The 23240-nt window shown below is 59.1% G+C and carries 17 protein-coding genes and 1 pseudogene; 6 read left to right on the top strand and 12 right to left on the bottom strand.

The features are described 5' to 3' along the window. Positions 1-53 precede the first annotated feature (53 nt). From JNB88_RS23040 to JNB88_RS23005, 8 genes are all read right to left on the bottom strand, one after another. Positions 54-1331: an amidohydrolase family protein gene (locus JNB88_RS23040; protein WP_051977089.1), complete on the bottom strand. Its 1278-nt coding sequence runs from the start codon at positions 1329-1331 to the stop codon at positions 54-56. Then, positions 1328-2905, bottom strand: coding sequence for a gamma-glutamyltransferase family protein (locus tag JNB88_RS23035; protein WP_220357450.1), 1578 nt, complete (start codon positions 2903-2905; stop codon positions 1328-1330). Before JNB88_RS23035 ends, JNB88_RS23040 begins: the two co-directional genes overlap by 4 nt. Then, a complete protein-coding gene (locus JNB88_RS23030; RefSeq protein WP_420832211.1) occupies positions 2905-4098 on the bottom strand; it encodes an amidohydrolase family protein in 1194 nt (397 codons plus the stop codon). Before JNB88_RS23030 ends, JNB88_RS23035 begins: the two co-directional genes overlap by 1 nt. A gap of 96 nt (positions 4099-4194) precedes the next feature. Further along, positions 4195-5295, bottom strand: coding sequence for a BMP family ABC transporter substrate-binding protein (locus JNB88_RS23025; RefSeq protein ID WP_220357449.1), 1101 nt, complete (start codon positions 5293-5295; stop codon positions 4195-4197). A 43-nt stretch (positions 5296-5338) separates the two neighbouring features. Then, a complete protein-coding gene (locus tag JNB88_RS23020) occupies positions 5339-6262 on the bottom strand; it encodes an ABC transporter permease (protein ID WP_220357448.1) in 924 nt (307 codons plus the stop codon). Next, positions 6259-7335 carry an ABC transporter permease gene (locus JNB88_RS23015; protein ID WP_220357447.1) on the bottom strand — a complete coding sequence of 359 codons (1077 nt, stop codon included), beginning with the start codon at positions 7333-7335 and terminating at the stop codon, positions 6259-6261. Before JNB88_RS23015 ends, JNB88_RS23020 begins: the two co-directional genes overlap by 4 nt. Then, positions 7325-8896, bottom strand: coding sequence for an ABC transporter ATP-binding protein (locus tag JNB88_RS23010; protein ID WP_220357446.1), 1572 nt, complete (start codon positions 8894-8896; stop codon positions 7325-7327). Before JNB88_RS23010 ends, JNB88_RS23015 begins: the two co-directional genes overlap by 11 nt. Positions 8897-9110: 214 nt before the next feature. Continuing rightward, positions 9111-9809, bottom strand: a complete 699-nt coding sequence (locus JNB88_RS23005; protein WP_037135527.1) for a GntR family transcriptional regulator — start codon at positions 9807-9809, stop codon at positions 9111-9113. Between the two features lie 324 nt (positions 9810-10133). On the opposite strand from JNB88_RS23005, the gene JNB88_RS23000 reads away from it, so the two are divergent. The 4 genes from JNB88_RS23000 to JNB88_RS22985 all read left to right on the top strand — a co-directional run bounded on the left by JNB88_RS23000 (position 10134) and on the right by JNB88_RS22985 (position 15349). Continuing rightward, on the top strand, positions 10134-12071 hold the full coding sequence (locus JNB88_RS23000; protein WP_220357445.1) for an FAD-binding monooxygenase: 1938 nt from the start codon (positions 10134-10136) through the stop codon (positions 12069-12071). Between the two features lie 64 nt (positions 12072-12135). After that, a complete protein-coding gene (locus JNB88_RS22995; RefSeq protein ID WP_037135595.1) occupies positions 12136-12591 on the top strand; it encodes a MarR family winged helix-turn-helix transcriptional regulator in 456 nt (151 codons plus the stop codon). 201 nt (positions 12592-12792) lie between these two features. Then, a complete protein-coding gene (locus tag JNB88_RS22990) occupies positions 12793-13878 on the top strand; it encodes a patatin-like phospholipase family protein (protein ID WP_220357444.1) in 1086 nt (361 codons plus the stop codon). 16 nt (positions 13879-13894) lie between these two features. Next, positions 13895-15349, top strand: coding sequence for a GntP family permease (locus JNB88_RS22985; RefSeq protein WP_220357443.1), 1455 nt, complete (start codon positions 13895-13897; stop codon positions 15347-15349). Positions 15350-15598: 249 nt separating this feature from the next. Here JNB88_RS22985 and JNB88_RS22980 read toward each other — a convergent pair whose 3' ends face one another. From JNB88_RS22980 to JNB88_RS22965, 4 genes are all read right to left on the bottom strand, one after another. Then, positions 15599-16315, bottom strand: coding sequence for a Bax inhibitor-1/YccA family protein (locus JNB88_RS22980; RefSeq protein WP_037135530.1), 717 nt, complete (start codon positions 16313-16315; stop codon positions 15599-15601). 19 nt (positions 16316-16334) lie between these two features. Continuing rightward, on the bottom strand, positions 16335-17102 hold the full coding sequence (locus JNB88_RS22975; protein WP_220357442.1) for an anti-sigma factor family protein: 768 nt from the start codon (positions 17100-17102) through the stop codon (positions 16335-16337). Beyond that, positions 17089-17628, bottom strand: a complete 540-nt coding sequence (locus JNB88_RS22970; RefSeq protein ID WP_220357441.1) for a sigma-70 family RNA polymerase sigma factor — start codon at positions 17626-17628, stop codon at positions 17089-17091. Before JNB88_RS22970 ends, JNB88_RS22975 begins: the two co-directional genes overlap by 14 nt. 118 nt (positions 17629-17746) lie before the next feature. Continuing rightward, entirely contained in the window at positions 17747-19231 is a 1485-nt protein-coding gene (locus JNB88_RS22965) for a cryptochrome/photolyase family protein (protein ID WP_220357440.1), read from the bottom strand. A 208-nt stretch (positions 19232-19439) separates the two neighbouring features. On the opposite strand from JNB88_RS22965, the pseudogene JNB88_RS22960 reads away from it, so the two are divergent. Further along, positions 19440-21437, top strand: a pseudogene (locus tag JNB88_RS22960) (adenylate/guanylate cyclase domain-containing protein). 36 nt (positions 21438-21473) lie between these two features. Further along, entirely contained in the window at positions 21474-23150 is a 1677-nt protein-coding gene (gene aspT / locus JNB88_RS22955; RefSeq protein WP_220357439.1) for an aspartate-alanine antiporter, read from the top strand. Positions 23151-23240 lie beyond the last annotated feature (90 nt).

Raw genomic sequence — 23240 nt, 5'->3', positions numbered from 1 at the left:
CTGATCTGGAGCCTCGTACCCAGACTAGAGCCCCCACAAGGGACCAACCGGTTTCATGGCCGATATCGTACCTGGTTTCGGACGGACGTACATCTGCGGATATCAGTTCGACCGTTGTTGAAACTCATGTGGCCATTCTTCCAGCCGGCGAGGACGCGCCCGACTTCTCGCACGGCCGCCACAGGGCCGACTGTATCGAGAAGCACGATGGTCGCTTCACTGCCGACCGCGAGGCCATAGGGAGCGCCGAGCTGGCGCGCTGCTGACCGCCCCACCATTTCAAAGACCGACTGCACGTCATCGTTTCGCGAAAGCTGCGCGACATTGGCATAGAGGTTGGCCATCCGTATCAGCGAGGCGTCGCCAAAGGGTGTGAATGGGTTCATCACATTGTTGGTAGCAATCGAGGTTACGACGCCACGCTTGGCGATGACATGTGCCGGTGCGACGCCGCGAGGCACCAGCCGGTCATGCGTGCGTCCAGTGAGGAAAAGGTCTGTTGCCGGGAGCACGGTGAGCGCGATGCCCGCTGCGGCAAGCTTGTCGGCGATATCAATGACATCTGTGAGTGGCATGGCCGAAAGGTTAGTGACGTGGCCGATTGCAACGCGTCCCTGCCAGCCATGACGCTCGGTGGCCTCTATAACCGCTGGCAAATCGGAATTGCCGGGATCGAGATGGAAGTCGAGATGGAAATCGATTGCGACGCCGTGCCTGACCGCGAGCTCGAAGATCAGGTCAACATGCCTGACGGGATCGGGATCGGTGTAAGGACAGCCGCCAACGAGATCGGCACCCTCGGCAAGTGCTCGGTCGAGCATGACCAGGGACTGGGGCTCGTTGGTAATGCCGTCCTGCGCGAACGCGCAGATTTCAATATCCATTGCGAAAGCGTATTCCGTCCTGATGCGCTTGAGTGCCTCAAATGAGCGGAAGCCGGCGCGCGGGTCGACCTCGACAAAGGTTCGCATCCGCACTGTGCCGTGTGAGATCGCTTTTTCGACGACCTGGACGGCGCGATCATAAACATCTGTCTCGGTGAAGCTTACCTTGGCGCCGGCGGTTTCGCGCACGGCTTCAGCAAGAGTGCCCTCACAGATCGAACAGCGATCGAGGATGCAGGCCTTGTCCAGATGGACATGCGTGTCGACGAAACCACCAAACGCAAACGCGCCGTCGCCGTCGAAGTCCTCCACGGCCTCGCACCGAAACCCGGGCTCGATTGCGATGACTTGGTTGCCACGCACGGCGATATCGACGAGTACACCATACCCTTCCACCCGGACATTACGGATGAGAAGGTCAAGCGGAGTATCGCTCACAGCACTCATAGGCCGATTGCTCCGCCGTCGCTTCGAGGGTCGTGCGCTGCCTCCAACTGGCCGCGACCATCGATGCGGATGATGCCTGCCTGACCGCCGAGAGGACTAAGTGGGGTGATGGGCGCGACCTCGTGGCCCATCGAGGCAAGTTCGGCGATCGCCTTCCCGCCGATATCCTCCTCGATCTTCAGGTTGTCGCGGCTATCGGAAAAGGTACGACCAAGCAGGAAGCGTGGTCTCGAGAGGGCCGCCAGGGGATCAAGGCCATGGTCGATAAGGAGGCTAAGGAGCAGTGCCAGTGTCTGCGGCTGACCATCGGCACCTTGTGTACCATAGACCAGATGCGGGCGGCCGTCCTTGAGCGCCAAGCCAGGATTGAGGGTATAGAATGGTCGCTTTCCGGGCTGGTAGCGGTTTGGGCTGACGGTATCAATGCTGAAGGCGGCGCCCCGGTTTTGCCAGAGAATGCCGGTATTCCCGGCAACGACGCCGCTGCCCCAATCGAAATATATGCTTTGAAGCATCGAGGCTGCCCGGCCCATGGAGTCAACCGCGGCCAGAAGTGACGTGTCGCCTTGCCGATAGGGATGCGGCCAGGCGGTGGCACGGGTCGGGTCAATTGCTGCGGCCTTGCTGGCAAGGCGATCGGGATCAAGGAGCGCGGCTGAGACATCGTCGCTGAAATTCGGGTCAGCAATCAGATGCCGGTCGATAAAGGCCTGTTTTACCGCCTCGACCAACAGGTGGTAATAGGAGGCGCTACCAACTGCCTTGTCCGCCGGCGACAGATGAGCGAGCACACCCATGATGCCGAGTGTGGTCAAGCCCTGGGTGGGGGGTGGCGGCGCCAAAAGAACCGTTTCACCGTAGGGTAGCCGCACGGGCTCAACGATCTGAGTGCACGTCGCGGCAAGATCAGCAGTGGTGAGTGGCGAACCAGCTGCGCCAAGACCAAGAGCAATGCTGTTGCCTAGCTCCCCCTCGTAGAATTCGCGTGGGCCGTTCCTGGCGATTGCTTCAAGACTCCTTGCCAGAGCCGGCTGGCACTGGATACCGTCGCGCCTGAAGAGATCGCGAAAACCCGGCCACATCGCGGATTCCTCGGCGCGGAAGTCGAACCAGAAAGTCTGCGAAGCGCTCACGACATAGCCGTTCCCGGCCAAGGCGATGGCATCGTCCAGCAACGCCGACAGGCCCTCGGTACCACCCCATGCAGTCGCCGAATAGGTGAGTACCTTGTCCCAGCTGTCGACCAGGCCGGCTGTCGTCAAGGTTGAGGCGGGGCCGCGAAGCGGAATCGGCTGGCTGGGCGCGGCATCCGCAGCCGCCTGGCCAATACCGAGGAACGTCCGCGCATCGCCGGTCTCGTTGGCGACCATCCAGACCGCGTCTCCACCGAGACCACAGAAATGCGGGTAGACGACCGAGAGCGCGGCTCCCGCTGCTACCAGCGCCTCGATCGCATTGCCACCGCGTGCCAGCACTCTGGCACCGGCTTCGCTTGCCAGCCAGTGCGGTGTTGTCACGATGCCATAACGCGATTTCGCGCCGGCCGTTCTGGTCTGCCTGCTCGCAAATTGCATCAGCGGACCACTACACCGTTTTCGGCCACGAGCCGGCCCTGCTTGAAGACGCGCCGTGGTTTGGGGACGGCAACGACCGCCTCCGGTACATGTTCGGCGGCGAGTGTCACGAAATCGGCCTTGGCGCCAACTGCTATGCCATAGCCTTGAAGATTGAGCGCCTTGGCGCCCGCTGTCGTTACCACATCGAAGGCGGCACAAAGCTCGGGATCGGTATAGAAGCCGGAGCGATAGGCGATGATTTCGGCTCGGCGGAGCATGTCGCCGTCGCCGAAGGGCCACCACGAATCGCGGATATTGTCATTGCCTGAAAAGACATTGACCCCGGCGGCCCGCAGCAATGCGACCGGTGGGAAATTGTGATTTCCGGGTGCATTGGTCATGATCGAGACGCCGCTTTCTGCAATGACGGTGGCGATCTTCTTGGCGGCATCGAGCCCGAGATCGCCAAGCCCGTAGGCGTGGCTGACCGCGACATGACCTTGCATGCCGAGTGCCACGGTGCGCGCGCAGATCTCCTCGATCGTCATCGCGCCCATCGTGCCGGCATCATGGAGATGGATATCGACATCGACGCCGCGCCTTTCGGCAATTCCGAACACCACGTCGAGATGGCCCTTGATATCACGATCGAAGGACAACGGATCGAGCCCGCCAACCAGATCGGCCCCCATGCCAATCGCCTCGTCCATCAGGTCAGGCGTGCTGGGGCTCTTGAGGATACCGTTCTGCGGGAAGGCCACGAGCTGAATGTCGATGATGTCCTTGTATTCATCGCGGACGGCCAGGATGGTTTCGAGTGATTTGAGCCCAACCGATCCATCGACCATGACATGGCTGCGCATTTGAAGAGCGCCGTTTGAAATGCAGAGGTCGAGCTGGTTGCGGGCGCGTTCGTCCATAGGTGCAGCGGTCGCGAGGTTCTCGGCCTGGAATGCGACGCGCTCATGAACGTTAAAGCCGTTGGTACATGGCTTATGCGGGATCCATTTGTCGCCGTAGAAGCTGGTGTCCAGGTGGATGTGGCCCTCGACGAAGCTCGGGACGAGAAGCGCACCGGCAATATCGACGGTTGGTGTAGCGCCGGAGCTCGAGCCAGCCGTAGTGATGGCAGAAATGCGGCCGTCGGAGACCAGGATGTCGTTGAGCGTGCCGTCGGCCAGCTTGGCGTTTGTAAAGAGTGTTTTGGTCACCGGGATCTCCCTTGATGTCTTCTTGTGTCGTCATCAACAATGCTCCTCCCCGACGGGATCGGGGAGGAGGCCTGTCAATCGATCGTCGAGCGACGATCAGTTCTGCGGCAAGGTTCCCTGCACGCCTTCGATCAGCCAGGTCATGCCCTTGATATCGGCATCGGCCAGTTCCTGACCCTTGGCAACCTTTACATTGCCATTCTGGTCCTTGATCTCGCCAGAAAACGGCTTCAGCTTGCCACTGACAATCGCGGCCTCTGCGGCCTTCATTTCGGCGGCGACCGGCTCTGGCAGGTCCGGATTGCTCGTCGTCATCTTGACATAGCCGCCCGGCCCAAGGCCGAGCCAGCGGCTTTCCGGTTTCCAGCTGCCAGCCATGACGCCCTTGGCAGCGTTGATATGGGCAGCACTCCAGTCGAGTTCGAATGAGACCAGCTGCTTCTTCTTCACATAGGCCGAGAAATCGCCGGTCGAACCGATCGACCAGACGCCCTTTTCCTCAGCCGCTAGGCCCTGGACGGGTGTATTCGGGCTGCCGGAAAGCACGTCAGCGCCCTGTGCGATCAAGGCGGCCACGGCATCTTTTTCCTTGCCCGGATCGACCCAGGCATTGGCCCAGACCACTTTCAGCGTGACGTCGGGATTGACCGAACGGGCCCCTAGCAGGAAGGCGTTGAGGCTATAGATGACCTGTGGCACGGGGAAAGCGCCTACCCAGCCAAGAACATTGGTTTTGGTCATCCGACCAGCCGCGATTCCGGTAAGATAGGTGCCTTCATAGTGACGGGCTTCAAACACGCCGAGATTGTTGCCGGCTTCGATACCAGCGCAGCATTCGAAATGCGATTTGGGTAGCGTCGGTGCGAGCTTCTTCAGCGAAGCATACTGCGAGAACGTTGTGCCAAAGATCAGCTTGTTGCCCTGGGCGGAAAGCTGGCGGAACAGCCGCTCGCAATCCTGGACCTGAGCGATGTTTTCGAGCACCGTCACCTTAACCTTGTCGCCGAACTCCTTCTCAAGCGATTTCCAGGCGTTGGCCTGGAAATATTCCCAGCCCGTGTCGGAGATTGCGCCCATATGGATAACACCGACCTTAAGCGGCTCCTCTTCCGCAAACAGGGGCCTCGTGCCGGCGCCGAGCGCGAGCGCGCCGGCCGCACTGGTCCTGAGGAAGTCGCGTCTGGAAAATGTGGTCATGTCGGTTCCCTCTATTGTTGTTCGGGTGGTTGGTCAGGCAGGCTCAGCCCTCTGCAGCGAATGGTTTGCCGAGGGAAGCGGGGACGTTGAGACGCATCAGCGCGGCATTGCGTGAGATCAGCACCAGCACGACGATGGTGACGAGGTAGGGGAGGGCGGACATCAGCTCGGACGGCAAGCCGATGCCAGCGCTCTGGGCGAAGAGCTGAGCGATGGTGGCCCCGCCAAACAGGTATGCGCCCATGAAACAGCGGCCCGGCCGCCAGGTGGCAAAGACAACGAGTGCGACCGCGATCCAGCCACGCCCGGCAATCAGGCCCTCGGTCCAGAGCGAGGTGTAGACAATCGACACATAAGCGCCCGCAATGCCGGCGCTGGCCCCACCGAAAAGGGTTGCGAGATAACGGATTGTATTGACCGGATAACCGAGCGCGTGGGCTGATGTCGGGGATTCGCCAACGGCCCGCAGGATCAGCCCCGTCCGGCTGCGATTGAGAAAATACCAGACACCTGCGAAGAATGCCCATGACAGCCAGGTCAGCGGATGAAGCTGGCTGAGCACGATGCCCAAAAATGGGATCCTGGCAGCGAGCATCGAGGCCGAAGAGGGCTCCATCACGATTGCCATGCCGATATAGGGTTTTCCGATGAAGGAAGCGAGGCTGGTTCCGAAGATCGTCAGGGCAAGCCCGATCGCGATCTGATTGGCGCGGAAGCTCACGGCCAGCACGGCGAACATCAGCGCCAGAAGCATGGCCGCCAGCATGGACGCAACTACGGCGAGCCAGAGGCTGCCCGTTACCATCATGACGACGAATGCGGTCACCGCACCGACGACCATCATGCCTTCGACGCCCATGTTGAGAACGCCGGAGCGTTCGGCGACGAGTTCCCCGAGCGCGGCATAGATCAGGGGCGTGCCGGCAACCAGTGTTGCGACGATGATGGGGAGGGCCTGGTCTATCATGCGGAGGCTCCCTGCCGGTTCGAGGACTGGAAGCGGATGCGGTATTGGATGAAGACATCAGTCGTGAGCAGGAAAAAGAGCATAGTGCTCTGCAGCAGGCCGGTGATCGAGGACGGCATGCCGAGCGACATCTGTGCGAGGTCACCGGCGAGATAGAGAAGTGCCATCAACAGGCCCGAAAACAGGATGCCAATCGGATTGAGGCGGCCGAGGAAGGCGACGATGATCGCCGCATAACCGTACCCAGGGGAGGCGGTCGGGAATATCTGGGCGAGTGGGCCCGCAATCTCGCCGACGCCGGCAATCCCCGCCGCAGCGCCGCTGGCTAGCATGCCAATCCAGACTGCACGCCTGACGCCGAAGCCGGCATATCGCGCCGCCCCCTCGGAAAGACCCGTCACCTTGAGTTGGAAGCCTGCGAAGCTACGGCTCATGAACAGCCAGCCGGCAAAGATCGCTGCGAGCGCGAAGAGAACACTTATGTTTGCACGCGTGTCCTCGATCAGGGTCGGGAAAAGCGCTGCCGGTGCCAACGGTTCCGATTGCGGAAAATTGAAGCCGGCTGGGTCGCGCCAGAGCCCGAAGATCAACCAGGAAAGCCAGAGGGCGGCGACATAGTTCAACATCAGGCTGACGAGGATTTCGCTGGCATTGAATGCCACCCGCAAGCAGGCGGGAATCGCTGCCCAGGCCATCCCGCCTATGGCGCCTGCCAGGACCATGACCGGCAGAACCCACATGCCGTCCCCCGGTCCATATTTCAGGGCTATGTAGCCGGAAAAGATGACGCCGACCGTCAACTGTCCCTCGGCGCCGACGTTCCAGATGCCTGCCCTGAAGCCTATGGCGAGTCCGATGCCGATCAGCACCAGTGGCGCCGCCTTGATCAGCAGTTCGCCGAGGCCATAGAGGTCGGCCAAAGGCGCAGTCAGGAAGGTAAGGAGAGCTTCGAAGGGGTTCAGACCCGCGGACGCGAAGATTACCATGGCAACAAGCGATGTTAGCGCGATCGCGATGACAGGTGACATCAGCACCATGATTTTCGAAGGGTTTGGGCGCGGCTCAAAGCGCATGGGCAAGCTCCTCGTTCGTGCGGTCGCGCGCCAGTTCGCGGGATGGATGACCCGACATGGCGATGCCGATTGCGTCGCGGCTTGCTTCGGCTATCGGCTCAGCCTCTGTGAGCCGACCGCCCGATAAAACGGCGATGCAGTCGGCAAGCTCGAAGAGCTCATCGAGCTCCTCGGATATGACGACAATCGCCACGCCCCGGTCGCGAAGGTCGAGCAAGGCCTGGCGGATGACGAGTGCTGCGCCAACATCGACGCCCCAGGTCGGCTGCGAGACGACCAGCACGCCGGGTTCCTGCAAAATTTCCCGGCCGATGATGAACTTCTGGAGATTGCCGCCGGACAGGCTGCCGGCCGCAGCCTTTGGTCCCGGTGTGCGTACGTCGAAGGCCTTGATGCAACGCTCGGCAAAGGCTGCGACGCGATCGAAACGGATCAGTCCGGCCTGCACGGTGCCATCGCGATTGGCTGTCAGGAGCACGTTTTCGGAGAGCGGCAGCGACGGAACCGAGCCTTGCTTCAGTCGGTCCTCCGGAACCGAGCAAAGGCCGAGGCGGCGGCGCTTGGCGGGATTGAGATCTGCGGCCGGCTTGCCGTCGATGGTGATTACGTCAGCCTCGGAGAGGGGTGCCTCGCCCGAGAGCGCCGCCAGCAACTCCTGCTGGCCATTGCCCGAGACGCCAGCAATGCCGAGGATTTCGCCGCCGCGAACCGAAAACGAAATATTGGTAAGCGCCGTTCCGAAGGGATCGTCGGTGGCAAGCGTCAGGCCGGAGACGTCAAAACGCTTCTTGCCTGCTATTGTGCCGGCGCGCCGGCGAAAGCCCGGCAAATCAGCGCCGATCATCATCCGGGCCATCGAGGCGGGGCTTTCCTGCCTCGGGTCGCAGGTGCCGGTGACGCGGCCACCGCGCAGGATCGTTGCCCTTTGGCAGAGATCCCTGATCTCGTTCAGCTTGTGGCTGATATAAAGAATGCTGCAGCCTTCGGCCGCGATCTGCCGGAGCGTGACGAATAGCGTCTCCACCGCTTGTGGTGTCAAAACCGACGTCGGCTCGTCGAGGATGAGGAGGCGCGGATTCTGCAGCAGCGCCCGGGTGATCTCCACGCGCTGCCGCTCTCCGACCGACATGGTGTAGATGTAGCGTCCTGGCTCCACCGGCAGTCCGTAGCGGGTGGCGACCTCGGAAATCCTCTTCGATAGCGTTTCGATGCCGGGCCTGCCCGGCAGCGCGAGCGCGATGTTTTCCGCCACAGTCAGTGTGTCGAACAGTGCGAAATGTTGGAACACCATGCCGATTCCGAGCTTCTGGGCGTCGGCTGGCGAGGCGATCGATACCTCACGTCCATCCCACAGCACGTCGCCGGAATCGGGGCGGACCATGCCGTAGATAATCTTCATCAGCGTCGATTTCCCGGCGCCGTTTTCGCCGACGACGGCATGGATTTCGCCCGGGCGGACGCTGAGATCGATGCCGTCATTGGCGACGACAGCCGGATAGGCCTTGCGAATGCTGCGCAGTTCAAGGCGGTGTTCCGTATGTGTCGATATCGTGTGTGGCATAGGAGCAATCTTGGCTACATGATTATGAAAATCATGTATGCAACAATGGTGCCAGATTGTATCGAGAAGGGCCGGTGAAGGCTATCCTGAGGCTAGATATATGGATTCGTTCAAGGAAACCTGCGTGCGACAACGGATGCCGATGCATCGCGACCACCGATTGGTGTCTACGCAAATTGCATAATCATGTATACATGATTGAAAAAGCGGCAGCCTACGCGCTGGCGCGGGCGGAGAAACGCGACAGGATCGAGCCGAGATCGAGCTCCGCCGCGGTGTCGTCCTCGAATAGGGCCCTGCTCTCCACCGATGACAAGTGGTCGTCCATCAAATCCTCAGCCGCACGGATATCCCCTTTCTTGAGCGCGCCGATCAGTCCGGAATGTTCACTAATGGCGCACTCGCTTGAGTGCGGTCGGCTGTACATGGCAAGGATCAGCGAACAGCGGGATACGAGTTCGGACAGATATCGTTCGAGCAGGGCATTGCCTGAGAGTTCCGCAAGCTTGAGGTGAAATTCGCCGGCCAGTCTCGTCGAGAGGCGCACATCTCCCTTGGCATGGGCAGCCTCTTCTTCCCGCACGTGATCGCACAGGATCTTTTCGATTGCCGGACTCCAGCGCGCAATCACCGCCTTCATCACCTCCCGTTCAAGTGCGCGGCGAACAGCAAACGCATCACGCGCCTCATCGAGGCTTGGCTGCGCCACCGTGGCGGTTCGCTTGTGGTAGGTGTCGACGAGCCCTTGAGCCTGCAGTTTTGCCAGCACGGCACGAACCAGCGTTCTGCTCATTGCGAAGTGTCTGCCAATCTCGTCCTCCGGCAACTTGGTGCCGGCTTTCAGCGCCTGTTCGATAATGGCCTGTCGGAGAGTGCGATGGGCAACGTCTACCCGGTCGGAATTCGAGGACATGAGACTTCAGGAATGTTTTCGGTGATGTATACGTTATCTCGTGATCACGAGTGCATCAAGGACTTGTAGCATCTTGTGAGAGGCTTGCTCGTGTCAGGTCGCAGCCAAGGTCTGCCTGACATTCGTTTCCCTGCGGTTCACATTTCTATTCCGTAAGTCCGGGCAGGGCAGAGCAAAAACTGGCGAGCGATCGCTTGCATTCAAAATTGACAGTATACTGAATATATGTGTACACTATAAGTGTGGCGAGGCCATCGGGCAAATGACCCAGTGCGCCTTTTGATGCGGCGAGGCTTTCCGTGCGAAGATGGAGGACACGGTATCATGCAATTTCATCTCAATGGCTTTCGCGCCGGGGATCCGGCAGTCCTCGAGCCGATCGGATGCCGGGAAAATGCCTTCGATACGTCGGCGCTTCCCGGCGAAGTCGATGTCCTGATCATCGGCTGTGGTCCGGCCGGTCTGACGCTTGCGGCGCAACTGGCGGCCTTTCCCGGTATCAAGACCCGAATTGTCGAGCAGAAAGGTGGCCCGCTCCTTCTTGGGCAGGCCGATGGCATTGCCTGTCGCACGATGGAAATGTTCAACGCCTTTGGTTTTGTCGACCGCGTGATGAACGAGGCTTACTGGGTCAATGAAACGACTTTCTGGAAGCCAGCTGACGGTCAAAGGGAAAAGATAACTCGTGGCGGACGCATCAGGGATACCGAGGAGGGCCTGTCCGAGTTCCCGCATGTGATTCTCAATCAGGCGCGGGTGCATGATTTCTATTTGGAGGTCATGCGCAATTCGAGTGCCAGGATGCGGCCCGACTATTCGCGCCGATTGCTCGAAATCGAGATAGATCGGTCCGCAACCCAGGGTCATCCAGTGACCGTGAAGCTTGAGCGCATCGATCAGGAACACGAAGGCCAGGTCGAGACGGTAAAGGCACGCTATGTCGTCGGTTGCGATGGCGCGCGTAGTGTGGTGCGAAAATCGCTTGGCCTCAGCCTTGAGGGTGATTCTGCCAATCAGGCGTGGGGCGTGATGGATGTGCTGGCAGTCAGCGATTTTCCCGACATACGCCTGAAGACGGCGATCCATTCAGCCGATGAAGGCAGTATTCTCATCATTCCACGCGAAGGCGGCTACCTGGTTCGCTTCTACATCGAACTGGACAAGCTGCGGGAGGACGAGCGGGTTTCCAGTCGCAACATCACCTCCGATCAGCTCGTGGAGGCAGCCAAGCGAATTCTTCGCCCATACACGCTGGAGGTGAAAGAGATTGCCTGGTGGTCGGTCTACGAGATCGGCCAGCGGATTTGCGGCAGATTTGACGATATCGCTCCCGAACAAGGCGGGGGCCTTGCTCCCAACGTGTTTATCGCAGGGGATGCCTGCCATACGCACAGCCCGAAGGCGGGGCAGGGCATGAATGTTTCCATGCAGGACACGTTCAACCTGGGCTGGAAGCTGGCGGCTGTTCTTGAGGGGCGGTCACCACCGGACCTCCTGCACACCTATTCGACCGAGCGCCAGGCGATCGCCAAAGAATTGATCGATTTCGACCGCGAGTTCGCAAAAATGTTCAGCGCGCGCCCAAAGAGTTCGGCGGACAAGGGCGGCGATGGCGTCGATCCGGTGGAATTCCAGAACTACTTCGTTAAGCAGGGCCGCTTCACGGCGGGAACAGCGACGCAATACAATCCATCGGTGATTTCCGCCCGGCCCGACCACCAGCACCTGGCACCAGGTTTCACCATCGGTATGCGCCTCCATTCGGCGCCGGTCGTGCGGCTCGCGGATGCCAGACCTCTCCATCTAGGTCATGAATTCAAGGCGGACGGCCGCTGGCGCATCATTGTCTTTTCGGACGCGGAAGACCCGCGGGAACCGAACTCCGCCGTTGAGAAGCTCTGTGCGTTCCTCGCCCAATCGCCTTGCTCGCCCATACTTCGCCATACCGCACCTGATGCGGACGTAGACGCGGTGATCGATTTCAGAGCGGTCTTCCAGCAGGATCATCGTCTGTTGGATCTTGAAGCCGCGCCACCGCTCCTGCTCCCAAAAAAGGGGTGCTATGGTCTGCGAGACTATGAAAAGATCTACTGCGCCGACCTTCGGAATGGTAGCGACATTTTTGACATGCGCGGCGTCAATCGTGAGCAAGGTTGCGTGGTCGTCGTTCGCCCCGATCAGTACGTGGCGAATATTCTGCCAATCGACGCACACACCGAACTGGCTGCGTTCTTTGACGGCTTCATGCTGCGGCAGAGATGATTGCCGATCTGGCGCGGGGCCCGCATCTTCCCTCGGGACGGGCAATGGGCTTATGGTTTGCCGTATGAAAACACTTTACACCATGCCGGGTCATCTCATTCGCCGGGCCCACCAGATTAGCACAGCGATTTTTGCCCAGGAGTGCGCAGCTTACGACCTGACGTCGATACAGTATGCCGCGCTACTGGCTGTTCGTAGTCACAAGGATCTCGACGCCACCCGGTTGTCTGGCCTCATTGCTTTCGATCGCGCAACGATTGGCGGTGTGCTGGATCGCCTTGAGGCAAAGGGTTGGATAACGCGGGAGGCGAGCCCCACGGATCGTCGCGTAAAGCTCTTGCGGCTCACACTGGCGGGAGAAAAGATGCTCGACGATGTCGAGCCGGCGGTCGCCCGTGTCCAGGAACGCATTGTTGAGCCGCTGGATGATGAAGGCAAAGCGGCATTCCTGAGATTGCTGGAGCAGGTCAGCGAAGCGCACAATGACCTTACATCCGCACCCTTGCAGTCACAGAGTTGAGTAGCATGTCTGTTCGACTGATCCTCTTTTGGTGAGTATTTAATACTGGCATCGACTGAAGCGCCTGTCCCTGGCGCTCCGCGTTTCTTCTCAAACGCATCAAGGCGTAGTTGTCACCTGAGGCCCCCTTGTAACACCTATTGCCTATTGCTGCGCTGCAGCATTCCCTTTAAGGTAGAGGTGCTGAACACGGGGGTCCCGATGCCACCAGAACCGCACAGCATGTCCCGCTCCGCGCGATCCGATCGCGAACCGGTCCCAATTGATCTGGCCTTACAGGGTGGTGGAGCGCACGGTGCTTTCACATGGGGCGTAATCGAGCGGATCCTGGAGGAGCCCTGGATATCAGTATCAAGCATCACTGGGACGTCGGCCGGAGCGATGAATGCGGTAGTTCTTGCACACGGCTACGCGGTCGGTGGCCGGGAGGGTGCAAAAGTGGCGCTCGAAACCTTCTGGCAGGAAGTGAGCAAAGCGGCCCGCTTCAGTCCCTTTCAGCGAACCGCTTTCGACGTGATCACCGGCAATTGGTCGCTCGACAATTCACCGGCCTACCTGTTCTTTGATCTTATCAGCCGATTGTTTTCGCCATATGAGGTCAATCCCGGCAACATCAACCCACTTAGAGATATCCTAGAAGAATGTGTGGATTTTGATGTCGTAAAGCGCTCGCCGATCAAGCTGTTCATCAATGCGACAAATGTGCGGACGGGGTTGCCCCGGGTGTTTCGCAACGCAGATCTGACGGCCAATGCCGTACTTGCCTCTGCCTGTTTGCCGATGATGCATCAGGCAATCGAAATCGACGGCGACCCTTATTGGGATGGCGGCTTCTCCGGAAACCCATTGCTAACACCTGCCGTCAGGGAGAGCCCGGCGCGCGACATCCTTCTTGTTCAAGTCAATCCCGTCGAACGTCCAGGTGTGCCAAGGACAGCCCGCGAAATTCTCAATCGTATGAACGAGATTTCCTTCAATTCCAGCTTGAAGAAGGAATTGCGAGCGATGGCCGTGCTGAAGAAGATGCTTTCAGACAATGGTGTAGAGCCCGCTCAAATCCCTTGGGCGAAAGAGTGGACAAGCATGCGCCTTCACCGAATTGCAACGCCACCGACCATGGTGGAGATGAGTGCTTCTTCAAAGATGAATGGCGAATGGGGTTTTCTCTCAATGCTTCACCAAGAGGGACGGGCAGCCGCAGATGAATTCCTCGCCCGGCATGGCGTTGATATCGGAACGCGGGAAACTTTCGAGATAGAAAGTCTCCTCGATACACTCCTGCAGTGAGCGTGGGAGGCACGTCATGGGTATCGCCGGTGTCCTGATTGCTCTGAGTGTCCTTGTCGCGCTCGCGTACCGTGGTTGGAGCATTCTTCTTCTCGCACCTCTTTGCGCCATGCTTGCCGCACTGCTGGCAGGCCAGCCAGTCCTTGCCAATTGGACGCAGACCTTCATGCGCAACGCCGCCGACTTCGTTGCCCAGTTCTTTCCGATCTTCTTACTTGGTGCGCTGTTCGGCAAACTCATGGAATCCAGCGGATCGGTCGAGGCGATCGCTGCGGCGATGACCGAAAAGCTCGGCTCCGGGCGCGCGATTCTCGCAGTTGTCCTTGCTGGTGCTTTCGTTACCTACGGAGGCGTCAGTCTGTTTGTTGCCTTTTTCGTCCTTGCGCCAATGGGACACGCCGTCTTCAAGGCAGCCGACATTCCGCATAGGCTTATGCCCGCGTCGATCGCGCTTGGCACGTCTACCTTCACCATGTCCGCAATGCCAGGTACACCGGCAATCCAGAATGCCATTCCGATGCCGTTTTTCGGCACGAATTCGTTCGCGGCCCCGGGCCTTGGCATCATTGCCTCAGCGATTATGTTCGGTTTTGGAATGTGGTGGCTGGAAAGGGCCCGGCGGAGCGCAAGGCTTGTGGATGACACCTATCGCTATAGCGGCGGTAGCTCCATCAATACCGTTTCCAGTGACGACACTATTCGCGAACGGGGTGCAGTCGCGCATGACTTCGATCCGAGGGAGATTGAGCGTGGCGGGCATGCGGCGGGTCGGCCGAGCTTTTTGATTGCTGCACTCCCGCTGCTTGTCGTGGTCACGACCAACCTCATAATGTCCTTTGCCGTTTTGCCCCGAATAGATGCTGGATTCCTGGCAGAACCTCGCTGGGGTGCGACATCGCTGTCGGCCGTCGCTGGTGTATGGTCGGTGATCGTGGCGCTTTTTGCCGGCATCGTCATACTTGTTTTCCTCAATCTCAGACGTCTGACTGGCCTACGTGCCGTTATTGATGCAGGCGCCAGTGCTGCGGTCCTGCCAATGCTGAGTGTCGCCAGCCTGGTAGGCTTTGGAGCAGTGGTCGCAGCGCTTCCCGCATTTGATCAGGTCAAGGGATGGGTGCTTGGTATCGAAGGAGGGCCACTAGTCTCGCTTGCTGTTGCGACGAACATCCTTGCCGCGCTAACCGGTTCGGCATCAGGCGGGCTAACCATCGCACTGGATGCGCTCGGGCCAACCTACATGGATATTGCCGCAAAAACCGGCCTCAATCCCGAGCTCATGCATCGGGTTGCGGTTATCGGCGCGGGGACGCTGGACAGTTTGCCGCATAATGGGGCGGTCGTGACGCTCCTTGCCGTATGCGGCGTATCGCACAAGGATGGATACCTTGATCTTGCCATGGCAGCGATCGCAAGCGCGCTTGTGGCTCTTGTTTTCGTGATCGCGATCGGAAGCCTTTTTGGATCTTTCTGACGCCAGCTTGGCTTGAAGGAACAATATCGGCCCCGCATTATGCGGGAGTGGATCGGCAAATGCCGAACAGTTGACCGAAGCTAATGTCATCATCCGCAGGGTGACAGATTGCGCGTGAACCTTCAATCGACCGAGCCAGTCATGTGGCAACCAGGCTGGTAAAAGATGAGCACCCGGCCCGCACCTCCTGTCACAGAGTACGAACCGGGTGCCCGAGCGCTTCCATTGCCCCCAGAAGCGCTTGTCTTTTTACTCCCGCTCACCCGTGAAATTGAGCAGAAGCTGGAAGATGTTGACGAAGTTCAGGTAGAGCGAGAGCGCGCCGAAGACGGCAAGCTTCTGGTTCGATTCCTGATCGTAGTTGTCGGAATACTGTTCCTTGATGTTCTGCGTGTCATAGGCGGTCAGGCCGACGAAGACGAGAATGCCGATCACAGAGATGGCGAACTGCAGTGCACTCGAGCCAAGGAAGATGTTAACGATGCTCGCGATGATAACGCCAATCAGCCCCATCATCAGGAACGAGCCGAAACGGGACAGATCCTTCTTGGTCACGTAGCCGTAAAGACTGGTGGCGCCAAACATGGTGGCAGCGATAAAGAAGGTCCGCGCAATGCTCGTGCCCGTAAACACCAGGAAGACGGATGCGAGTGACAGGCCCATGACCGCACAGAACGCCCAGAAGGTCATTTGCGCAGTGCTGGCCGACATTGTCTGAATCTTGAACGAGAAGAAAAAGACGAAGGCGAGAGGGGCGAGCATCACGACCCACTTCAGCGGAGACTGGAAGATCGGAACGTAGAGCGCCGGTGTACTGCCGACCACGAAGGCGACAATACCTGTGATGACGAGGCCGAGGCCCATATAGTTGTAGACGCGCAGCATATGCTGACGCAGGCCCTCGTCAAACAGCGCTTGCGAGCCTGCAGCCGAGCCATAGCCGTAACGGGAATTGATCGGGTTCATACTGATCTCCTCGGTTGAACTAGTAGAGAGTACGGGAAAGCCCTTCGGCCGCCGCATCCAGGTTTATTTCGCGATCGCCGGCGACGAGGGCATAGGCAACATCACCGATCTGCCAATAGGAGGCCTCTGCCTTGTCGAGCGCGACATGATTGACCGACTGCACGGCGAATACGCCCGGCCGCACGGCAAAGAGCGACAGCTGTTTGCCCGATGGTGTCTTGATTGCCATCTCGACACTCGGACCAAACTCGGACGGGAATATCTGCACGTCGGCGATCTTCCAGTCCTCCGGCAGTTGCGGCATTACGATTGCAGTTGCCGCGCGAATATCTTCCGGTTTGTAACTTGCCACCGTCTGAGAGGGCACGGTCTGACGCAACATCGCTGTATGGAAGGCGCGAACGGCGTCCTCGACATAGGCAGGGGCCGGAACGGAAGCCGAAACCTCGGTTGCCGTAAATGCGCCGAAAGACGTGTGCGCGACCCAGCCCGCCGCGACCAGAACGCCAACGGCTGCGATGCGCTGCATCGAATGGAGAATACGGCCATAGGCGAGCCCGCGCTCGAGACGCCGTGCGGCATCACGCGTTTCCGGGCGACCGAACGCGCTTTCGCTTGCCAGCGCGAGGCGCAATTCCCCTCGCATGCTCAAGTCTGCCATCACCTTCGCGGCAATCGTCGGATTCTCGGAGAGAAAGGTCTCAACTTGGATGCGTCGGGCCACGTCGAGTTCGCCATCGACATAGGCGTCGAGGTCAGCGTCGATGATAGGATCAATTGCCTTCATTGCCGTTCCCTCCGATGAGTCTCAGGTGTGTTGCGCGGGGTGTCTTCTCCTCGAAATCGCGAAGCTGTGCGCGTGCACGCGAAATGCGCGACATCAAGGTACCAATCGGTATGCCCAGTGCTGCGGCCGCTTCCTGGTAGGAAAGGTCTTCGATTGCGACCAGATGCAGCGCCTCGCGCTGCTCCTCGGGAAGATCGAAGAATGCGTTCCGCACCTGCTGGAGGCGCACCGCATGCTCCTGGCCGGCCTGGAGCGATTGGTCCGCTTCGACGGCGGCTTCGTCGTGCCGACGTGCCAGCGAGCGATCCTGTCGAACGCGATCTATGTGAGCGTTGTGCAGGATCGACAGGAGCCAGGTGCGCAGGTTACCCCCGCGACGAAAGCTCTGTTTTTTCTCGTAAGCCCGCAACAGGGCATCCTGAACGAGGTCTTCCGCATCATCCAAATTGCGCACCAGCGCGCGCGCATAGCGACGAAGCGCTGCGAGCTGACCGATGACATCGAATGGGCGTTCTTTTCGTTCCATGATTGAGTATACGGAAGCCAGTGAAGGTTTATTCCGTCGTTCGAAAAATTTTTGTCATCCTATGTGAACGTGCCCCAAATCTCGGGGGGGGCGTTACGCGCACCTCTCCAGGGAAGGTTCACTTTGCCTTTGCGGGTGAGGACTTGAGCCCACGAAACCCCTCGAGGGCGCGATCCCTGGCAAACTCGTGATCCACGATGCGATGGGGATAGGTCTCACCGAGTACGACCTCGGCTGCCTGTAGCTGGACCGGTGACGCCTTCCAGGGTTTGTGCACGAAGGCGGATGGGAGTTTCGATAGCTCGGGTACCCAGCGCTTTACATAATTTCCGTCCGGATCGAACTTCTCCCCCTGGAGAACAGGGTTGAATATCCGGAAATAGGGAGCGGCATCAGCCCCGGATCCTGCGACCCACTGCCAACTCGCCGGATTGTTTGCCGGGTCTGCGTCGACCAGGGTCTCCCAGAACCATCGCTCCCCTTCGCGCCAGTCAACAAACAGGTGTTTGGTCAGAAACGATGCGACAATCATGCGAACGCGGTTGTGCATCCAGCCTGTCGTCCACAGTTCGCGCATTCCCGCATCGACAAGTGGGTAGCCCGTACGTCCCTTCTGCCATGCGGCTATGGCCGGCGGATCAGAGCGCCAGGCTATTTCGTCGAAGCGGCTGTCGAAATTGCGAGTGGCGAGTTCAGGGTGGTGATAGAGCAAATGGTAGGAAAACTCCCGCCAGCCGAGCTCTGACAACATCTTCTCGAGATTGCGTTCAGTGCCGAATTCGAGACTTGCCGCGCCTTTTGCGAGGGCGGCATACCAGACTTCTCGAACGGAAATATTGCCGAACCGCAAATAGGGCGACAGGCGTGAGGTTCCAGCCTGGTCGGGCCGATCGCGTGCCGTGGCATAGGAGGTGAGACGGTCGTCAAGAAACTCCTCCAGGCAGTGTTGAGCACCACTCTCCCCTCGCTGCCAGGTCAATCGCAGCCCCGAAGCCCAATCAGGCTGATGTGGCTCGAGATTCAAGTCGTCGAGCGAGACCAGAGACCGGGACAGCTCCGCGGGCAGCGCTGAGGGCCTGAGGTGCTCGGGACGGGGGTGAGGTTGGGCCGGCGAACCGAGACTTTGAACCGCACGCCAGAAGGCTGAGAAGACGCGATAGGGACGTTGACTGCTGTTCTTCACCGTCCAAGGCTCGTGAATGAGGTGTCCGTTGAAGCTTTCGGCCGCAATACCCTGTTCGCGAAGCGTCTGCTTTGCCGTCTCATCGATTTTCCGCTCGGCCGCACCGTACCGGCGGTTCCAGAAAACTGCTGACGCCTTGCTCGCAGTTGCTATGCGTAAAATGAGTTCGTTCGCCGAGCCCCGAAATATATGCAGCTGTCCACCGCGATCGGCCAGTGCATTGCCCAATGCCTCAAGCGAGCCGTGTAACCACCACCGGGCGGCGCCCCCAAACGGGCGGATCCCGGCGCTTTGCTCGTCGAGAATAAATACGCAAAGAAGTGGCTGGTCTGAGTTTACCGCGTTCCAGAGGGCTGGATTGTCGGAAAGGCGAAGATCCTCCCGAAACCATACGACAATCGGAGATTGATCCTCCGCCATGTACCGCCTCCCTTTCTCTACCGCTCGGGGTGTCAGTATTTGACGAAGCACGCTGACCGCAAGCACAATCTCCTTGGACGGTTTCTCCGCGTCACCACCCGTAAAGAATTTACGCCGGGATTTACAGTAACGTACTTCCGCAATTGCCGGGAAGGGCGCATGTTTCAGGTAAGAACTCACTTCCACAGGACTCTTGCCCCGACTACAGATGGATGCAAACGAAGCCGCTCCTCAGGATGTAGAACCCAAAGCCGATCGGTGGTCGAAGCCACTGAGGGTTCACCTCAGTGTCGTCATTGTTGGCCTGCTGATCTGCATCTCGGCTCCACTGATGTGGATGGCTTATGAGCAGGGTCGCGCGACCGCGCTCGCATCCGGAGAATCGCAGATGCGCCAACTCGGCTTGCGCGTCGTGGAGAACTACAAGAGCGTCTTTGGAGACGGATATTCCGCGGTTGCTACTGCGTCGGTCCTTCCGCAGATGCTGTCGCCGCCGTCACAGGATTTCGACGCGAAGAGCGACTATCTGCTGAGAGTGCTTCAAAGCGCGGACTATATAGACGGCATCTATGCTGGATATCCTGACGGTAGCTTCGTTCAGGCGGTCAATGTCGCTGCAAATCCTGCCTGGAGCAAAGCCTTGGCAACCCCAAGGGGTACAGCATTTGCGATACGCACCATTTCCACGAGCCTGGGTGCGACGACTGCGCTGTGGCGGTTTCTTGGGCGAACGGCGTTGAAATCGCAAAGCGCGAAGATAGAAACGAAACCTACGATCCCCGAACCCGCCCCTGGTATCAGGCGGCCTTCGACAAGAAGGGGCAGGTGTCGGTCGGGCCATATGTGACCGCGACGACAAAGTCTCTAAGCCTCACTCTTGCAATGCCGATGAACAAGGATCCTGCGATTGTCGTTGGTACCGATGTCCTCCTGCAGACAGTCAGTCGGCTACTTAACAAGGAAGCCATTTCAGATAATGCGCGAGGTTATGTGTTCGACGGCAGCGGCCGCCTCATCGTTCACTCGGACGAGAATGTCATGGCGGGCATCCTCGAAACGCTGGGGACAGGTCGCGCCTCCGTTTCTGAAGAGGCCGACCTCGCAATAGCACCGATCCGTGCTCTACTAAGCGCCCGTCAAGGCACTGCAGGTGGGATTGTTCAGTTCGATGTTAGCGGCAAACCGTACGTCGCACAAATCTCTCCGGTGGAGTTTTCGGGCATGCTTAAGGGAAACGCGGTCGTCATTGCTGCACCCCTGGACGATCTCGTGGGGCCGACCGATCGGCTTCTTGCCAAGAACCTTCTAACGGCGGTTGCATTCGTTGCAGCCGGCATCGTTGCGGCGATCGTACTTGCCCGGTTGATCAGCAAGTCGCTGTTTGCACTAGCCGACGAGGCTCGACGCATAGGTGACCTGAAGTTCGAAGTTCGTCGGCTTCCCCATTCGTGGATCGCCGAAATTAACGTGCTGGCGCGCGCGTTGGGCGCGGCGCGCAATACTATTGCAACATTCTCACTTTACGTCCCACGCGAGCTTGTACGCCGTATTGTTTCGTCCGGTCAGGCCGCTGTCGGATCGGCCGACAGGCAGGAAATCACAGTTCTGTTCACCGATATCAGGGATTTCACCACGATTTCCGAAAAGCACTCTCCGGAAGATGTCGTGGACCTGCTATCGGGCTACTTCGAGCTCCTCAATGAAACCGTGGAGCGCCACAACGGCACCATCGTGCAGTATCTTGGAGACTCGATCTTCGGCATGTGGAACGCGCCGACATGCGATGACCGTCATGTCGAAAAATTCCTGTCGATGCGCACTGGCGATGAAAACGGCAATCGACGACCTGAATGCCACCAGCCATCGATCGGGACGTCCCGAGCTTGTGACCCGTTTCGGGTTGAACACGGGGCATGCTGTCGTCGGCAGTGTCGGCGCAAAAGGCCGGTGTCAGTATACGGCCATGGGCGACACCGTAAACGTCGCATCACGCCTCGAAGGGATGAACAAGGAATTCGGTACCAGCATTCTGACCAGCGGCGCAGTTCAGGCCAAGGTGGCGGACTTGTTCGAGTTTCGGGCATTGGGGCATGCTCAGCTTAAGGGACGCCTCGAGGAGATATCGATTTTCGAGCTTGTGAATGATCATTCAAAGGTTGATGCCGATCACTCGGCTGTGAGCAATAGCGGCGTGGCGCCGAGATGACCGTAAATTTCGATCTCGCAAACGAGGGGACGGACCATGCCGTTGATCACTAATCCGGTGATTGCACTCTTTGTATCCCTCGCGCTCGGCTACTTCATTGGTCGACTTCGCGTTGGTCCAATCCAGCTGGGTGGGATATGCGGCACGCTTCTTGTGGCGTTGGCGCTCGGCCAGTCAGGTGTGCGGATCGGTCCTGATCTGAAGGAAAGCGCCTTTGCACTCTTTATTTACGCGCTTGGATTTTCTGCAGGCCCACAGTTTTTCGCCAATATCCGCGGCGGTTGGCGATATGGGATTTTCTCGATTATGGAGGTCGCCTGCGCGTTGCTGCTTGCCGCAGCCGCCGTGGTGATTTTTCATCTCGATATAGGCACCGCCGCTGGCTTGTTTGCGGGATCGGCAACGGAGTCCGCTGTTGTTGGAACCGCCTCGGAGGCCATATCGCACCTGCCTTTGGCAGACGCAGACATCCAGGTGCTGCAGGCCAACATAGCGACTGCCTACAGTCTGACGTACCTCTTCGGGCTGATCGGTATCGTAGTCTTTACGACACAGATCGCACCCATGCTCCTCGGGGTGGACATCAAGAAGGAAGCATCAGAACTGGCACGCAGGCTAGGCTCGCCGGAAGACGATGGGGATCAGGCGGAAGGCCTGCCGCTCCTGGTTGGTCGTGCATTCCGAGTGGGGAACGCCGCGGGCAAATCGGTAGGAGAGCTGGAGAAGGGCCGCAATTGGACGATCGCCATCGAGCGCGTTCGGCGAGGATTGAGCGAGGACCTCGAAGCGTCCCCCGATCTCCTGCTGGAACCAGCTGATATCGTTTTCGTTCGCGGACGACGCAATGCTGTGATAGCGGCGAGCGAGTTGTTTGGTGACGAAGTTCCGGTCCCCGATGGAACAAGCATTATTGTGGCAACCCGCGACGTCGTCCTTGCCCGCAAGGAGGCCTTTGGTCGCCAGATAAGGGACCTTCGACATCTGGCCTCACCAGAACTACACCGCGGCGTATTCGTTTCGAATGTCCGCCGTCTTGGTCAGAACATTCCGGCTCTTTCCGGCACCGTACTCCAGCAGGGAGATGTCGTCACGCTGTACGGCCCTGAGAAGGCTGTCTCAGGGGCTGCGGAAGCGCTCGGCAAGCCGATTTTGGCCGGAGACAAGACCGATCTCACCTTTCTCGGTGCCGGGATCGTTGCAGGCCTCCTGATCGGTCACCTTAGCTTTGAAATCGGTGCTCTTAGGCTAACGCTTGGTTCCGGCGGGGGCGCGCTTGTGGCCGGGTTGATCTTCGGCTGGCTCAATATGCGCAACCCCACGCGAGGTGGGTTTCCGCTTCCAGCGGCAGAGTTTGCCAAGGACTTTGGCCTTGCCGCCTTCATTGCCGCGATTGGCCTTGATGCCGGTCCGCACGCACTTGGTCTAATCCTCGAATACGGTTTGATCCTTCCAGTCCTTGGCCTGCTGATTTCCGTTCTGCCTGCGGCACTGTCGCTTTTTGTCGGCTCCCGGTTGATGAAAATCGAGCCTCCGATCCTGCTTGGGGTGATTGCGGGCCAACATTGCAGCACACCGACGATCAGCACGCTCGTCTCCCAGGCTGGAAATTCTATTCCGGTCATCGGCTACACGGTCACCTATGCGATTTCGAACGTCCTCCTACCGCTAATGGGGCCAGTGGTGATAGGCATGGCCGTCCTGCTGGGGCGATAGCGTGCGGTGGATTGCCACGCGGAGAGTGTCCCCGAATGATAGTATGGCCAACGCCGCGATCACTCAAGCGACGCTTAGCCTCGCCCAACT

This window comes from Rhizobium cauense (assembly GCF_019511525.1).
Taxonomy (GTDB): domain Bacteria; phylum Pseudomonadota; class Alphaproteobacteria; order Rhizobiales; family Rhizobiaceae; genus Rhizobium; species Rhizobium cauense.
This window is presented reverse-complemented; position numbering and strand designations above follow the sequence as displayed.

Excerpts from the sequence above, each read along its gene's own strand:
- JNB88_RS22985 (WP_220357443.1), top strand. The coding sequence starts at position 13,895 with ATGGGTATCGCCGGTGTCCTGATTGCTCTGAGTGTCCTTGTCGCGCTC.
- JNB88_RS23010 (WP_220357446.1), bottom strand. The coding sequence starts at position 8,896 with ATGCCACACACGATATCGACACATACGGAACACCGCCTTGAACTGCGC.
- JNB88_RS22980 (WP_037135530.1), bottom strand. The coding sequence starts at position 16,315 with ATGAACCCGATCAATTCCCGTTACGGCTATGGCTCGGCTGCAGGCTCG.
- JNB88_RS23040 (WP_051977089.1), bottom strand. The coding sequence starts at position 1,331 with ATGAGTGCTGTGAGCGATACTCCGCTTGACCTTCTCATCCGTAATGTC.
- JNB88_RS22975 (WP_220357442.1), bottom strand. The coding sequence starts at position 17,102 with ATGAAGGCAATTGATCCTATCATCGACGCTGACCTCGACGCCTATGTC.
- aspT (WP_220357439.1), top strand. The coding sequence starts at position 21,474 with ATGCCGTTGATCACTAATCCGGTGATTGCACTCTTTGTATCCCTCGCG.
- JNB88_RS22965 (WP_220357440.1), bottom strand. The coding sequence starts at position 19,231 with ATGGCGGAGGATCAATCTCCGATTGTCGTATGGTTTCGGGAGGATCTT.
- JNB88_RS23035 (WP_220357450.1), bottom strand. The coding sequence starts at position 2,905 with ATGCAATTTGCGAGCAGGCAGACCAGAACGGCCGGCGCGAAATCGCGT.
- JNB88_RS23000 (WP_220357445.1), top strand. The coding sequence starts at position 10,134 with ATGCAATTTCATCTCAATGGCTTTCGCGCCGGGGATCCGGCAGTCCTC.
- JNB88_RS23005 (WP_037135527.1), bottom strand. The coding sequence starts at position 9,809 with ATGTCCTCGAATTCCGACCGGGTAGACGTTGCCCATCGCACTCTCCGA.
- JNB88_RS23025 (WP_220357449.1), bottom strand. The coding sequence starts at position 5,295 with ATGACCACATTTTCCAGACGCGACTTCCTCAGGACCAGTGCGGCCGGC.
- JNB88_RS23020 (WP_220357448.1), bottom strand. The coding sequence starts at position 6,262 with ATGATAGACCAGGCCCTCCCCATCATCGTCGCAACACTGGTTGCCGGC.
- JNB88_RS22990 (WP_220357444.1), top strand. The coding sequence starts at position 12,793 with ATGCCACCAGAACCGCACAGCATGTCCCGCTCCGCGCGATCCGATCGC.
- JNB88_RS22995 (WP_037135595.1), top strand. The coding sequence starts at position 12,136 with ATGAAAACACTTTACACCATGCCGGGTCATCTCATTCGCCGGGCCCAC.
- JNB88_RS22970 (WP_220357441.1), bottom strand. The coding sequence starts at position 17,628 with ATGGAACGAAAAGAACGCCCATTCGATGTCATCGGTCAGCTCGCAGCG.
- JNB88_RS23015 (WP_220357447.1), bottom strand. The coding sequence starts at position 7,335 with ATGCGCTTTGAGCCGCGCCCAAACCCTTCGAAAATCATGGTGCTGATG.